This window comes from Kosakonia sacchari SP1, from assembly GCF_000300455.3.
Classification (GTDB): Bacteria; Pseudomonadota; Gammaproteobacteria; order Enterobacterales; family Enterobacteriaceae; genus Kosakonia; species Kosakonia sacchari.
The window spans coordinates 316117-331428 of the sequence record NZ_CP007215.2; the positions used below are offsets into that span (position 1 = coordinate 316117).

Below are 15312 nucleotides of genomic sequence, written 5' to 3' on the forward strand. Positions count from 1 at the left end.
GGTTTCCTATCAGTTTACTCGCTTTCATTTGTGACAATGCATTTTTAAGAGTTGTGAACCAGGCTTAAGCGGGGACTGTAGCCCTTACTCGGGAGAATGACGATGATGAAACAGAAGTTTGCGCGTTGGCTGGCGATTGCCGCGCTGATGGCGGGAGGATGTTTTGGCGTTGCGGCGGCGCCGCCAGAAGGGCAGGCAACCGCGCCGCCTCCTGTGTCTTACGGGGTTGAAGCCGATGTCTTCCATCCGGTGGTGGCGAAACAGGGCATGGTTGCCTCGGTGGATGAAACCGCCACGCGCGTCGGTGTCGATATTCTCAAGCAGGGCGGTAACGCGGTGGATGCGGCGGTGGCAGTTGGTTACGCGCTGGCGGTCACGCACCCGCAGGCTGGTAATCTTGGCGGTGGCGGCTTCATGCTGATTCGCAGCAAAGAAGGGAACGTTACGGCGATTGATTTCCGTGAAATGGCACCCGCTGGCGCGACACGCGATATGTTTCTCGACGATCAGGGCAACCCGGACAGTAAAAAATCTCTGACTTCCCATCTGGCGTCCGGCACACCCGGCACCGTTGCGGGGTTCTCGCTGGCGCTGGAAAAGTACGGCACGCTGCCGCTGAACAAAGTGGTGCAGCCAGCCATCAAGCTGGCAAAACAGGGCTTTGTGGTGAACGATGCGCTGGCGGGCGATTTGAAAACCTATGGCAGTGAAGTGTTGCCCAACCACGAAACCAGCAAAGCCATTTTCTGGAAAGACGGCGAGCCGCTGAAAAAGGGCGACAAGCTGGTGCAAAGCAATCTCGGCAAAAGTCTGGAGATGATTGCGGAGAAAGGCCCGGACGCCTTTTACAAAGGCGCGATTGCTGAGCAAATCGCCCAGCAGATGAGCAAAAATGGTGGGCTTATTACCAAAGAGGATTTAGCCAACTACAAAGCCGTGGAGCGCACGCCGATAAGCGGCAGCTATCGCGGTTACGAGGTTTACTCCATGCCACCGCCCTCTTCAGGCGGAATTCATATCGTGGAAATCCTCAATATCCTGGAAAACTTCGATCTGGCGAAGTACGGCTTTGGCAGCGCGGATGCGATGCAGGTGATGACCGAGGCGGAGAAATATGCCTATGCCGACCGTTCGGAATATCTGGGCGACCCGGACTTTGTCAAAGTGCCGTGGCAGGCGTTAACCAACAAAGAGTACGCCAAATCGATTGCCGCGCAGATTGATGTCAACAAAGCGCGCCCCTCCAGCCAGATCCGCCCCGGCAAGCTGGAACCTTACGAAAGTAACCAAACCACGCACTACTCAGTGGTGGATAAAGACGGCAATGCGGTTGCGGTCACTTATACGCTGAATACGGTATTCGGCACCGGGATTGTTGCTGGCAACACCGGCATTCTGCTGAATAATGAAATGGATGATTTCTCTGCCAAACCGGGCGTGCCGAATGTCTACGGGCTGGTAGGCGGCGATGCGAATGCGATTGGGCCGGGCAAACGTCCGCTCTCTTCAATGTCGCCAACCATTGTGCTGAAAGATGGCAAAACCTGGCTGGTAACCGGCAGCCCCGGCGGCAGCCGAATTATCACCACGGTGCTACAAATGGTGGTGAATAGCATCGATTTTGGTATGAACGTTGCCGAAGCTACTAATGCGCCGCGTTTTCATCATCAATGGCTGCCGGATGAACTGCGCGTCGAGAAAGGCTTTAGCCCGGACACGCTAAAACTGCTTGAGCAGAAAGGGCAAAAAGTGTCGGTGAAGGAAGCGATGGGCAGTACGCAGAGCATTATGGTCGGGCCGGACGGTACGCTGTATGGCGCGTCGGATCCGCGTTCAGTAGATGATTTAACCGCCGGATACTGAACAAATCCTCTCCCCGTTGGGGAGAGGATATTTCTTTAGCCTTTCATGCGTGCCATAAAGTACGAATCAACAAATTCGCCGTTACGCAGCGCATAGCGCTTACCGGTGCCTTCGATTTCAAAACCAAACTTGCGATACACCGCCAGCGCCGGGGCGTTATCGACAAATACCGTTAACTCAATGCGTTCAATGCGCAGCCAGTTATCGCACAGGTTAATCATTTCACGCATCAGCGCGCTGGCGACGCCACGGTTCTGGAAGGCGGATGAAACCGCCATGCCGAATATCGCCACATGGCTGCGGCGCGGGTTTTGTTCCACCATTAACGTCAGGTTTCCGGCGACTTGCTCGTCAATACAGGCGACTAACTGGCGGCGACCGGGTTGCGGCTTCAGGCGATCTTCCCACAGTTCAGCAGGGGGATGAGGTAGCTGTAGCAGGTTATGGTACACCTCGGGTTGCGCATAAAACTGACGTAAAGATTCTGCATCGCGCGCTTCGGCATGGCGTACCACTATCTCACTCATCCTGCTTCTCCTGTTGATGGGGTAGATAGCTACCTTCCTGGCTTTCTGGCGAAGCGTCAACTGCCATTTTTTGCAAAAAAAAAGTGGACAAGTGCGAATGATAATGATTATTATTGCCATGCGTTCAGGGAAACCGTTGCGGTAATCCTGAAAGCACGACATTGCTCACATTGCTTCCAGTATTTCTTAGCCAGCCGCGTGCTGGCTTTTTTTTGCCCGCAATTTACCACCAGTTTTCAAAAGTCTTTTGAGAAAAGGGGCAGGGACAGCGCCTTTGCAGATGCGCTAAGGTAACAGGAGTCACCTTGATAAGGACTGGATTATGACTCTACATTGCGCCTTTATCGGCTTTGGTAAAAGCACCACCCGTTATCACCTCCCTTATATTCTGCACCGCAAAGACAGCTGGCATGTGGCGCACATTTTTCGCCGCCATCCGAAGCCGGAAGAGCAGCATCCGCAGTATCAACATATTCACTTCACCAGCGATATTGACGACATCTTTAATGATCCGCAGGTAAAACTGGTGATCGTCTGTACCCATGCCGACAGCCATTTCGACTACGCGAAGCGCGCACTGGAAGCAGGGAAAAATGTGCTGGTGGAAAAACCGTTCACCCCAACAATGGCGGAAGCGGTCACGCTGTTTGAGCTGGCGAAAAGTAAAGGCCTGACGGTAACGCCGTATCAGAATCGCCGTTTTGACTCCTGCTTCCTCACTACCAAAAAGGCGATTGAAAGCGGAAAACTCGGCAACATCGTGGAAATCGAAAGCCATTTTGACTACTTCCGCCCGGTTGCGGAAACCAAGCCAGGTTTGCCGCAGGACGGCTCATTCTATGGCCTTGGCGTGCATACGATGGATCAAATCATTTCGCTGTTTGGCCGCCCGGATCACGCCGCATATGACATCCGTAGCCTGCGCAATAAAGCCAACCCGGACGATACTTTCGAAGCCCAGCTGTTTTACGGCGATTTAAAAGCCATCGTCAAAACCAGCCATCTGGTGAAGATTGATTACCCGAAATTTATCGTCCATGGCACCAAAGGGTCGTTTATTAAATACGGTATCGACCAGCAGGAAACCAGCCTGAAAGCCAATATCATGCCGGGCGAACCCGGTTTTGCCGCCGACGACAGCAAGGGCGTTCTGGAATATGTGAATGCGGCGGGTGAAACGGTGCGGGAAGAGATAGCCCCGGAAACTGGCGACTACGGACGCGTCTATGATGCGTTGTACGAAACGCTTTCAAACGGTGCGCCAAATTACGTCAAGGAATCTGAAGTTCTCACCAACCTTGAACTGCTGGAACGCGCCTTTGAACAGGCTTCTCCTGCCACGGTAACCCTCGCGAAATAACCGAAAAAGGCTCCTCATAACTTGTTCACTTTTTTTGAACAGAGGAGTCAATTTTCACCCTCTATGATCATTGGCCGATTGCGTCCACACTTACTCCATCGAAAACATACGGGGGTAAAAAACATGATCTTCTTACGCAAAGCAAATGACCGTGGCCATGCAAATCATGGTTGGCTGGATTCCTGGCACACTTTCTCGTTTGCCAACTATTACGACCCAAATTTTATGGGTTTCTCGGCACTGCGGGTGATTAACGATGACGTTATCGATGCAGGCCAGGGCTTTGGAACTCACCCGCACAAAGACATGGAAATTCTGACGTATGTACTGGAAGGTGCCGTTGAACACCAGGACAGTATGGGCAACAAAGAGCAAGTTCCTGCGGGCGAGTTCCAGATTATGAGCGCCGGTACTGGGGTGCGTCACTCGGAATACAACCCGAGCAAAACCGACCGTCTGCGCCTGTATCAAATCTGGATCATTCCAGAAACTAATGGGATCACGCCGCGCTATGAACAGCGTCGCTTTGATGCGGTGCAGGGCAAACAGCTGGTACTGTCGCCGGATGCGCGTGATGGTTCGCTGAAAGTGCATCAGGATATGGAGCTTTACCGCTGGGCGCTGCAGAAAGACGAACAGTCTGTCCACCAGATCGCCGCCGAGCGCCGCGTGTGGATTCAGGTAGTTAAAGGCGAAGTCACCATCAACGGGACAAAAGCCACCACCAGTGATGGTCTGGCAATTTGGGATGAGCAGGCTATCTCGGTGCATGCCGATAGCGACAGTGAAATCCTGCTGTTCGATCTGCCGCCGGTATGATGTTGGTTAAATAAATGACGCAACCTCCTGGTTTTGGCCGGAAGGTTGCGCGTTGTCCGTGATAAACTGAGGAAATCTCTCACTCAGAATAAAATGTCAGGACGATGAAAAAGAAAAGACCCGTACTTCAGGATGTGGCCGATCGCGTTGGCGTGACCAAAATGACCGTTAGCCGATTTTTACGTAACCCGGAGCAAGTTTCCGTTGCGTTACGTGGCAAAATCGCGGCTGCACTTGATGAACTGGGTTACATTCCAAATCGGGCTCCCGATATTCTCTCCAACGCCACCAGCCGGGCGATTGGTGTGCTTCTCCCTTCTCTGACCAACCAGGTTTTTGCTGAAGTTTTACGCGGCATTGAAAGCGTGACCGACGCGCACGGGTATCAAACCATGCTGGCGCACTATGGCTACAAAGCCGAAATGGAAGAAGAGCGCCTGGAATCGATGCTCTCATGGAACATTGACGGCCTGATCCTTACCGAACGTACCCATACCCCGCGCACGCTGAAAATGATTGAAGTTGCTGGTATTCCGGTGGTGGAGTTAATGGACAGCCGCTCGCCTTGCCTCGATATCGCCGTTGGTTTTGATAACTTCGAAGCGGCGCGGCAGATAACGACTGCCATCATTGCGCGCGGCCACCGTCGTGTCGCTTATCTCGGCGCGCGCCTGGACGAACGTACTATCATCAAACAGAAGGGTTACGAGCAGGCGATGCTGGATGCGGGTTTAACGCCATACAGCGTGATGGTGGAACAATCCTCTTCTTACACCGCTGGCATTGAGCTGATGCGCCAGGCGCGCCGCGAGTACCCTCAGCTTGACGGAATTTTTTGTACTAACGATGACCTTGCCGTTGGCGCGGCGTTTGAGTGCCAGCGTCTGGGATTGAAAATTCCGCAGGATATGGCAATCGCCGGGTTCCACGGTCACGACATTGGCCAGGTAATGGAGCCGCGTCTGGCAAGCGTGCTTACGCCGCGTGAACGCATGGGGCGTATTGGCGCTGAACGCTTACTGGCGCGCATTCGTGGTGAGTCAGTTACGCCGAAAATGTTAGATTTAGGTTTCACTTTGTCACCGGGCGGATCTATTTAGTCTGACAAATTTGAAGTAGCTCACACTTATTTATCTCTGGCACGAATGGATATTGCTTCTCCGTTACCCCAGCAGGACAATGTTACCGATAACAGTTACCCGTAACAATTCACTCTTGCACCAGTGGGGGCTACCCTTGAGCACGACTAACTTTGACAACCATGTCTACGTTCTGATGGGCGTTTCAGGCAGTGGTAAATCCGCTGTCGCCAGCGAAGTGGCGCATCAGTTACATGCCGCGTTTCTCGACGGCGATTTCCTCCATCCGCGCAGCAACATCACCAAAATGGCGTCCGGTGAACCGCTGAACGACGATGACCGCAAACCATGGCTGCAGGCGCTGAACGACGCCGCTTTCGCCATGCAGCGCACCAACAAAGTGTCGCTGATTGTTTGCTCGGCGCTGAAAAAACACTATCGCGACCAGCTGCGCGACGGCAATCCAAACCTCTCTTTTATCTATCTGAAAGGCGATTTCGACGTCATTGAAAGCCGTCTGAAAGCGCGTAAAGGGCACTTCTTCAAAACGCAGATGCTGGTCACTCAATTTGAAGCGCTGCAAGAACCAGGCGCGGATGAGCCGGATGTTCTGGTTGTGGATATTGACCAGCCGCTGGATGGTGTTGTTGCCAGCACAATTGCAGTTATCAATGAAGGCAGTGCTAAGTGAGTACATTAACGCTTGTTTTAACAGCAGTAGGTTCCGTTTTACTGCTGCTGTTTTTAGTAATGAAAGCGCGTATGCATGCTTTCGTTGCTTTAATGGTGGTTTCCATTGGTGCAGGGCTTTTTTCCGGGATGCCGTTGATTAAAATCGCGCAGACCATGGAAAAAGGCATGGGCGGTACGCTCGGCTTTCTGGCGATTGTGGTCGCGCTCGGCGCGATGTTCGGCAAAATCCTTCACGAGACCGGCGCGGTGGACCAAATCGCCGTCAAAATGCTCCACTCTTTCGGCCACAACCGCGCCCATTACGCGATTGGTCTGGCGGGGTTGATTTGTGCGCTGCCGCTGTTCTTTGAAGTCGCGATTGTGCTGCTGATTAGCGTGGCGTTTTCCATGGCGCGCCATACCGGCACCAACCTGGTGAAACTGGTGATTCCACTGTTCGCCGGCGTTGCGGCAGCCGCTGCGTTTCTGCTGCCGGGGCCTGCGCCGATGCTGCTGGCATCGCAGATGCACGCAGATTTCGGCTGGATGATCCTGATTGGCCTGTGCGCGGCGATTCCGGGCATGCTGATTGCCGGTCCGCTGTGGGGCAATTTTATCAGCCGCCATGTGGAGCTGCACATTCCTGATGATATTAGCGAGCCGCACCTGGGCGAAGGCAAAATGCCCTCGTTCGGTTTCAGCCTGTCGCTGATTTTGCTCCCGCTGGTGCTGGTGGGGATGAAAACCATCGCCGCGCGTTTTGTAGCCGAAGGCAGCAATTTGTACGACTGGCTGGAGTTTATCGGCCACCCGTTCACCGCGATCCTCGTTGCCTGTCTGGTGGCGATTTATGGCCTGGCGATGCGTCAGGGGATGCCGAAAGATCGCGTGATGGAAATCTGCGGTCACGCGCTACAACCGGCGGGCATTATCCTGCTGGTGATTGGTGCGGGCGGTGTGTTCAAGCAAGTGCTGGTGGACTCCGGCGTTGGCCCGGCACTGGGCGAAGCGCTGACCGGTATGGGCTTGCCTATCGCGATTACCTGTTTTGTGCTAGCCGCTGCGGTACGCATTATTCAGGGTTCTGCCACGGTTGCCTGCCTGACGGCTGTTGGCCTGGTCATGCCAGTTATTGAACAGCTGCACTTCAACGGCGCGCAGATGGCGGCACTCTCCATCTGCATCGCGGGCGGTTCGATTGTGGTAAGCCACGTCAACGACGCCGGTTTCTGGCTGTATGGCCGCTTCACCGGCGCAACCGAAGCGCAAACGCTGAAAACCTGGACCATGATGGAAACCATCCTTGGCACCACCGGTGCGATTATCGGGATGATCGCGTTTTCACTGTTGAGCTAAGTTTGCCAACCCTCTCCCGGCGGGAGAGGGTTCGTTTTACCCCTTCATCCACACCCGAATCCCATCCAGGAACATCTGGGTGGCGAGCATCACCAGAATCAGCCCCATCAGCCTTTCCAGTGCGTTAACCCCTTTCTCGCCGAGCAGGCGCAAAAACAGCGACGATTGCAACAAAATCGCCACCGTGCCGCCCCAGGCAATCAGCAGCGCAATCACCAGGTGGCTCATTTGATTCGGATATTGATGGGAAAGCAGCATTAACGTTGCCAGCAGCGTTGGGCCTGCCACCAGCGGGATTGCCAGCGGGACGATAAACGGCTCTTCGCCAGCGGGCAGGCCAGAACTGCTGCCGGATTCGCTGGGGAAAATCATCTTAATGGCAATCAGGAACAGAATGATGCCGCCAGAGATAGAAACCGTCTCCGCGCGTAAATTGAGTAGCGCGAGGATTTTTTCCCCGGCGAAGAGGAAGATAAACATCACCAGCAGCGCAATGAGCAGCTCGCGGATCATGATCGCCCGTCGGCGCTTCGGCTCGGTGTGTTTCAGTACCGACATAAAGATGGGCAGGTTGCCCAGGGGATCCATAATCAGGATCAACAACACGGTGGCGGAAATGATATCAGTCATTCACTCTTATCCCTGACGCAGTCGGCAAAATTACAGTAATTAGCTGCATTTCTGATACGTTCGCGATCATTGATTAATTTCACTTGCGACTTTGGCTGCATTTTGTAATGTGGCTATTCCCAGTGGGATACTGGTTCGTATACACAGCACACACCTTCGCAGGAACTTCGCTATGAAAAATGTTGGTTTTATCGGTTGGCGCGGAATGGTCGGCTCCGTTCTCATGCAGCGCATGATTGAAGAGCGCGATTTCGACGCCATTCGCCCTGTCTTCTTTTCCACTTCCCAGTTTGGGCAGGCTGCACCCGAGTTTGGCGGAAGTACAGCAGGCACGCTTCAGGACGCGTTCAATCTGGAAGCGCTGAAGGCACTCGACATCATTGTCACCTGCCAGGGCGGCGATTATACCAACGAAATCTATCCAAAGCTTCGTGAAAGCGGCTGGCAGGGTTACTGGATCGACGCGGCTTCCTCTTTACGCATGAAAGATGACGCCATCATTATCCTCGACCCGGTTAACCAGGCGGTGATCAACGACGGCCTGAACAACGGCGTGAAAACCTTTGTCGGCGGTAACTGCACCGTCAGCCTGATGCTGATGTCGCTCGGCGGGCTGTTTGCCAACGATCTGGTGGAGTGGGTATCAGTTGCCACTTACCAGGCCGCATCCGGCGGCGGCGCGCGCCATATGCGTGAACTGCTGACGCAAATGGGCCAGTTGCACAGCCATGTTGCCGCCGAGCTTGCCGATCCGGCGTCAGCGATTCTGGATATCGAACGTAAAGTGACCGCGCTGACCCGTAGCGGCGAGCTGCCGGTCGATAACTTTGGTGTACCGCTGGCGGGTAGCCTGATCCCGTGGATCGACAAACAGCTCGATAACGGGCAAAGCCGCGAAGAGTGGAAAGGCCAGGCGGAGACCAACAAAATTCTCAACACCGCGAATGTCATTCCGGTCGATGGCCTTTGCGTACGCATCGGCGCGCTGCGCTGCCACAGCCAGGCGTTTACCATCAAGCTGAAAAAAGATGTGTCGATTCCGACCGTCGAAGAGCTGCTGGCGGCGCATAACCCGTGGGCGAAAGTGGTGCCAAACGATCGCGAGATCAGCATGCGCGAACTGACACCAGCCGCCGTCACTGGCACGCTGACCACGCCGGTTGGTCGTCTGCGTAAACTGAACATGGGGCCGGAGTTCCTCTCTGCCTTCACCGTAGGTGACCAGTTGTTATGGGGCGCGGCCGAACCGCTGCGTCGTATGCTGCGCCAACTGGCGTAACAGAGTTCACCACCACAAGGGCGCTACGGCGCCCTTTTTTTGTGCTTTTTTGCCAGAAAGAAGCACAGATGTGTTTATTTTCTCAAGTGTTGAAAAGTGTTGGCTATGCTTTAGACAAGGTGTCGGAACATCTTGCCTGAAGATGGGACGGAGCAGAGAGGATGCACATTTGGTGCTGCGCCGTTCAGGTCAAAAAAGTGTCGCAACCGGACTTACTACGGTGGAAGGTGCGATGCCACAACAACAGGATGAGAACCATGTCCGTTCGTGTTGATAAAGACGTCATTAACGCGCTTATTGCGGGTCATTTTGCTGATCCTTTTTCAGTGCTGGGGATGCACCAGACCGAAGCCGGTCTGGAAGTACGCGCGCTGCTGCCTGATGCCACCGAAGTGTGGGTTATCGAGCCGAAAACCGGGCGCAAAGTGGGAAAACTGGAGTGCCTGGATTCCAGGGGCTTCTTCAGCGGCGTGATGCAACGCCGTAAAAACCCTTTCTATTATCAGTTCGCCGTTATCTGGCACGGCCAACAAAACCTGATTGACGATCCCTACCGTTTTGGCCCGTTAATCCAGGATATGGATGCCTGGCTGCTGAGCGAAGGCACGCATATGCGGCCTTACGAAACGCTGGGCGCGCACGCCGATACGGTCGATGGCGTGGTGGGTACTCGTTTCTCCGTCTGGGCGCCGAATGCGCAGCGCGTCTCCGTGGTAGGGCAATTTAACTACTGGGATGGCCGCCGCCACCCGATGCGCCTGCGTCGGGAAAGCGGTATCTGGGAGCTTTTCATTCCCGGCGCGCTCAATGGGCAGCTCTATAAATTCGAGATGATTGATGCGCACGGTAAGCTGCGTATCAAAGCTGATCCTTATGCGTTTGAGGCGCAAATGCGGCCCGATAGCGCGTCGCTGATTTGCGGCCTGCCGGGCAAGAAAACGCAGAGCGAAGAACGCAAACGCGCCAATGAATTTGATGCGCCAATCAGTATCTATGAAGTTCATCTGGGCTCCTGGCGTCGTCACACCGACAACAACTTTTGGCTCAGCTACCGCGAGCTGGCGGATCAGCTCGTGCCTTACGCGAAATGGATGGGGTTCACCCATCTTGAGTTGATGCCGGTGAATGAGCACCCGTTCGATGGCAGTTGGGGGTATCAACCTACCGGTTTGTACGCGCCAACCCGCCGTTTTGGCACACGCGATGATTTCCTGCACTTTATTCATACCGCGCATGCCGCTGGTTTAGGGGTGATCCTCGATTGGGTGCCGGGCCATTTCCCGTCGGATGATTTTGGTCTGGCGGATTTCGACGGCACCAAACTCTACGAGCACAGCGATCCGCGTGAAGGTTATCACCAGGACTGGAACACGCTGATTTACAACTATGGTCGCCGGGAAGTGAGCAACTATCTGGTCGGTAACGCGCTGTACTGGATTGAGCGCTTCGGCATTGACGCTCTGCGCGTGGATGCGGTGGCGTCTATGATCTACCGCGACTACAGCCGCAAAGAGGGGGAGTGGATCCCCAATGAATTCGGCGGTCGTGAAAACCTGGAAGCCATTGAGTTTTTACGCAATACCAACCGTATCCTCGGGGAGCAGGCGCCCGGTGCCGTGAGCATGGCGGAAGAGTCTACCGATTTCGCTGGCGTCTCGCGCCCGCCATCGCAAGGCGGGCTGGGCTTCTGGTACAAATGGAACCTCGGCTGGATGCACGACACGCTGGATTATATGAAGCTTGATCCGGTGTATCGCAAATACCATCACGACAAGATGACCTTCGGTATTCTCTATAACTACACCGAAAACTTTATCCTGCCGCTTTCCCATGACGAAGTGGTGCACGGCAAGAAATCGATTCTTGACCGCATGCCCGGCGATGCCTGGCAAAAATTCGCCAACCTGCGCGCCTATTACGCCTGGATGTGGGCGTTCCCCGGTAAAAAACTGCTGTTTATGGGCAATGAATTTGCGCAGGGGCGCGAGTGGAACCACGATGCCAGCCTCGACTGGCACCTGCTGGAGGGCGGTGATAACTGGCATCACGGCGTGCAGCGGCTGGTGCGCGATTTGAACCAGGCTTATCGCCATCATAAAGCGCTGCACGAGCTGGACTTCGACCCTTACGGTTTTGAATGGCTGGTGGTGGATGATCATGAAGCCTCGGTGTTTGCTTTTGTCCGCCGTGATAAGCAGGGCAATGAGATCCTCGTTGTCAGTAACTTTACCCCCGTGCCGCGCGCGGATTATCGCATCGGCATTAACCAACCGGGGCGCTGGCGCGAAGAGTTAAACAGCGACTCCATGCATTATCACGGCAGCAACACCGGCAATGGCGGCGTGGTACACAGCGACGCGATCGCCAATCGCGGGCGTGAGCATTCCCTGCTGTTGACCATACCGCCGCTGGCGACTATCTGGCTGGTGCGGGAGGGCGAATGAGCAAGCTGACGGCCGGAAAAGCGACGCCTCACGGCGCACATGTGCAGAGCGACGGCGTGAACTTTACGCTGTTTTCCGCCCATGCTGAACGCGTGGAGCTTTGCCTGTTCGACGATGAGGGCAATGAACAGCGCGTCGACTTACCCGGTCGCACCGGCGATATCTGGCACGGTTTTCTGGTGGGTGCAAAGCCTGGCCTGCATTACGGCTACCGTGTGCACGGCCCGTGGGAACCCGCTCGCGGGCACCGTTTTAACCCGGCCAAATTACTGCTCGATCCTTGTGCGCGACGTGTTGAAGGCGAAACGCTCGACAACCCGCTGTTTCACGGCGGTTATGACGCGCCGGATCCCCACGATAACGCCGCGCTCGGCTTACGCAGCGTGGTGGTGCATGAAAACTACGACTGGGAAGAGGACGCGCCGCCGCGCATTCCTTGGGGCAACACGGTCATTTACGAAGCGCATGTCAAAGGATTGACGTGGCTGCATCCGGCGATCCCACCGGAAATACGCGGCACCTACAAGGCGCTGGGCCACCCAGTGATGATCAACTGGTTTAAACAGCTGGGGATCACCGCGCTGGAATTATTGCCCGTGGCGCATTTCGCCAGCGAACCGCGCCTGCAGCGGCTGGGGCTGTCTAATTACTGGGGCTATAACCCGTTGGCGCTGTTTGCGCTGGAACCCCGCTACGCCAGTAACCCGGCGCAGGCGATTACTGAGTTTCGCGATGCGGTAAAAGCGCTGCATCGGGCCGGGATCGAAGTGATCCTCGATATCGTCCTCAACCATAGCGCGGAAAGCGATCTCGACGGGCCGACCTTCTCCCTGCGCGGTATCGACAACCGAAGTTATTACTGGGTTCGCGAGGATGGCGATTACCACAACTGGACCGGCTGCGGTAACACGCTCAATTTGAATAACGCCGATGTGGTGGATTACGCGCACGCCTGCCTGCGTCACTGGGTGGAGACCTTTCATGTGGATGGTTTTCGCTTTGATCTGGCCTCAGTGATGGGACGCACGCCGGAATTCAGCCAGCAGGCACTGCTGTTTAACGCCATTAAAAACGATCCACTCCTGCGCTCTCTGAAGCTGATCGCCGAGCCATGGGATATCGGCCCTGGTGGTTATCAGGTGGGGAACTACCCATCACCTTTTGCTGAGTGGAACGACCATTTCCGCGATGCGACGCGCCGTTTCTGGCTCGAACAATCCCTCTCATTGGGCGAGTTCGCCGGGCGCTTTGCCGCCTCCAGCGATGTGTTCAAACGTGATGGTCGTCTGCCATCGGCCTCGGTCAATCTGATCACCGCCCACGACGGTTTTACGCTGCGGGATTGTGTCTCTTTTGACCATAAACATAACGAAGCCAATGGCGAAGACAACCGCGACGGCACTAACAGTAATCACAGCTTTAATCATGGAACAGAAGGGTTAGGCGGCAGCCTTGATGTGGTTGAAAGACGGCGTGCAAGCATGCACGCGCTGTTAACCACGTTACTGCTTTCGCAAGGCACGCCAATGCTGCTGGCTGGCGACGAAATGGGGCATAGCCAGCACGGCAATAACAATGCTTATTGCCAGGATAACGCATTAACCTGGCTTGACTGGAGCCAGGTGGATAGCGGTCTGGTGACGTTTACCGCCGCGCTTATCCATTTGCGCCAGCGTATTCCTGCCCTCACGCGTGACGCGTGGTGGGAAGAGGGTGACGGCAACGTTGCCTGGTTAAATGACGAAGGGCAACAGCTCACGCCGCAGGCGTGGCAAAACGGGGTGCACCGCTTACAGATCCTGTTATCAGACAGCGTGTTAATCACCCTCAATGCCACCGCAGAAGTTGCAGAAATGGCTTTACCCGCAGGTGAATGGTGCGCCATTCCGCCTTTTGCCGGAGAGGACAATCCGGTCATCGTCTCTGTCTGGCACGGGCCCGCGCATGGAGTGTGCGTATTTCAGCGGTCATAAAAAAGGAGTTAGTCATGGTGAGATTAGATAAGAACGACCCAACAATGCTGGCGCGCCAGTTGCCACTAAAATCTGTTGCCCTGATCCTGGCGGGTGGCCGGGGGACGCGTCTGAAAGATTTAACCAAAAAACGCGCCAAACCAGCGGTGCACTTCGGTGGCAAGTTCCGCATCATCGACTTCGCGCTGTCCAACTGCATTAACTCCGGCATTCGACGAATTGGCGTCATCACGCAATACCAGTCGCATACGCTGATCCAACATATTCAGCGCGGCTGGTCGTTTTTTAATAACGAGATGAATGAGTTTGTTGATCTGTTGCCCGCTCAGCAGCGCGTACACGGGGAAAACTGGTATCGCGGCACGGCGGATGCTGTCACGCAGAATCTCGACATCATTCGTCGTTATCGCGCGGAGTACATCGTCATTCTGGCGGGCGATCACATCTACAAGCAGGACTACTCGCGCATGCTGATTGACCATGTGGAAAAAGAGGCGCGCTGCACCGTTGCCTGCCTGCCGGTGCCTGTTCATGAGGCCACCGCTTTTGGCGTAATGGCCGTTGATGAGAACGACAAAATAATCGACTTCGTAGAGAAACCCGCGTCGCCGCCCAGTATGCCAGGTGACGACAGCAAGGCGCTGGCCAGCATGGGGATCTATATTTTTGATGCGGAGTATCTGTACGACCTGCTGGAGCAGGACGATGAGAATGAAAATTCCAGCCATGATTTTGGTAAGGACATCATTCCGCAGATAGTGAAGTCTGGCATGGCGTATGCGCACCCGTTCCCGTTGTCCTGCGTGCAGTCCGATCCTGATGCTGGCCCATACTGGCGGGATGTCGGCACGCTCGAAGCCTACTGGAAAACGAACCTTGATTTAGCCTCGGTGATGCCGGAACTGGACATGTACGATCAAAATTGGCCTATCCGTACCTATAATCAATCTTTACCCCCGGCGAAATTCGTCCAGGACAGGTCGGGCAGCCACGGCATGACGTTGAACTCGCTGGTTTCCGGCGGGTGCGTTATTTCAGGATCGGTTGTTGTGCAGTCGGTGTTGTTTTACCGCGTGCGCGTCAACTCATTCTGCAATATCGACTCTTCGGTCTTGCTGCCGGAAGTGTGGGTGGGGCGCTCCTGTCGCCTCCACCGCTGCATTATCGACAGAGGCTGCGTGATACCGGAAGGCACGGTGATTGGTGAAAATGCGGAAGAAGATGCGCGTCGCTTTTACCGTTCCGAAGAAGGCATTGTGTTGGTCACACGTGAAATGTTGCGCAAATTAAAAGCTGAAAGCATCTGATTA

General features: G+C 54.9%; 13 protein-coding genes. 11 read left to right on the plus strand and 2 right to left on the minus strand.

What is annotated here, in order from left to right; genetic code table 11:
- The first annotated feature begins 102 nt into the window (after positions 1–102).
- The gene (gene ggt / locus C813_RS24435; protein ID WP_017459559.1) at positions 103–1863 is read left to right on the plus strand and encodes a gamma-glutamyltransferase; all 1761 of its coding nucleotides are present in this window, start codon (positions 103–105) and stop codon (positions 1861–1863) included.
- Between the two features lie 35 nt (positions 1864–1898).
- Here the strand turns inward: ggt and yhhY are convergent, their stop codons facing one another.
- On the minus strand, positions 1899–2390 hold the full coding sequence (yhhY, locus tag C813_RS24440) for an N-acetyltransferase (protein ID WP_017459558.1): 492 nt from the start codon (positions 2388–2390) through the stop codon (positions 1899–1901).
- Between yhhY and C813_RS47295 the strand changes: the two genes are divergently transcribed.
- The 6 genes from C813_RS47295 to gntU all read left to right on the plus strand — a co-directional run bounded on the left by C813_RS47295 (position 2367) and on the right by gntU (position 7676).
- A complete protein-coding gene (locus C813_RS47295; RefSeq protein ID WP_158512901.1) occupies positions 2367–2684 on the plus strand; it encodes a hypothetical protein in 318 nt (105 codons plus the stop codon). The genes yhhY and C813_RS47295 overlap by 24 nt on opposite strands.
- A 28-nt stretch (positions 2685–2712) precedes the next feature.
- Complete coding sequence (locus C813_RS24445) at positions 2713–3750, plus strand: oxidoreductase (RefSeq protein WP_017459557.1); 1038 nt, start codon at positions 2713–2715, stop codon at positions 3748–3750.
- Between the two features lie 123 nt (positions 3751–3873).
- Complete coding sequence (locus C813_RS24450) at positions 3874–4569, plus strand: pirin family protein (RefSeq protein WP_017459556.1); 696 nt, start codon at positions 3874–3876, stop codon at positions 4567–4569.
- A 104-nt stretch (positions 4570–4673) separates the two neighbouring features.
- Positions 4674–5669, plus strand: coding sequence for a gluconate operon transcriptional repressor GntR (gntR, locus tag C813_RS24455; RefSeq protein ID WP_017459555.1), 996 nt, complete (start codon positions 4674–4676; stop codon positions 5667–5669).
- A 136-nt stretch (positions 5670–5805) separates the two neighbouring features.
- Positions 5806–6339: a gluconokinase gene (gene gntK / locus C813_RS24460; protein WP_017459554.1), complete on the plus strand. Its 534-nt coding sequence runs from the start codon at positions 5806–5808 to the stop codon at positions 6337–6339.
- Entirely contained in the window at positions 6336–7676 is a 1341-nt protein-coding gene (gene gntU / locus C813_RS24465) for a gluconate transporter (protein ID WP_017459553.1), read from the plus strand. The genes gntK and gntU overlap by 4 nt, the downstream gene beginning before the upstream one ends.
- Positions 7677–7712: 36 nt before the next feature.
- On the opposite strand, the gene C813_RS24470 is transcribed toward gntU, so the two are convergent.
- Positions 7713–8306, minus strand: a complete 594-nt coding sequence (locus C813_RS24470) for a YhgN family NAAT transporter (RefSeq protein WP_017459552.1) — start codon at positions 8304–8306, stop codon at positions 7713–7715.
- Between the two features lie 172 nt (positions 8307–8478).
- Between C813_RS24470 and asd the strand changes: the two genes are divergently transcribed.
- The 4 genes from asd (at position 8479) to glgC (ending at position 15309) form a co-directional block, all read left to right on the plus strand.
- A complete protein-coding gene (asd, locus tag C813_RS24475; protein ID WP_017459551.1) occupies positions 8479–9585 on the plus strand; it encodes an aspartate-semialdehyde dehydrogenase in 1107 nt (368 codons plus the stop codon).
- 257 nt (positions 9586–9842) lie between these two features.
- Positions 9843–12029 carry a 1,4-alpha-glucan branching enzyme gene (glgB, locus tag C813_RS24480; protein WP_017459550.1) on the plus strand — a complete coding sequence of 729 codons (2187 nt, stop codon included), beginning with the start codon at positions 9843–9845 and terminating at the stop codon, positions 12027–12029.
- On the plus strand, positions 12026–14002 hold the full coding sequence (glgX, locus tag C813_RS24485) for a glycogen debranching protein GlgX (RefSeq protein WP_017459549.1): 1977 nt from the start codon (positions 12026–12028) through the stop codon (positions 14000–14002). The genes glgB and glgX overlap by 4 nt, the downstream gene beginning before the upstream one ends.
- Positions 14003–14016: 14 nt before the next feature.
- Positions 14017–15309 carry a glucose-1-phosphate adenylyltransferase gene (gene glgC, locus C813_RS24490; RefSeq protein WP_017459548.1) on the plus strand — a complete coding sequence of 431 codons (1293 nt, stop codon included), beginning with the start codon at positions 14017–14019 and terminating at the stop codon, positions 15307–15309.
- Positions 15310–15312: the final 3 nt, after the last annotated feature.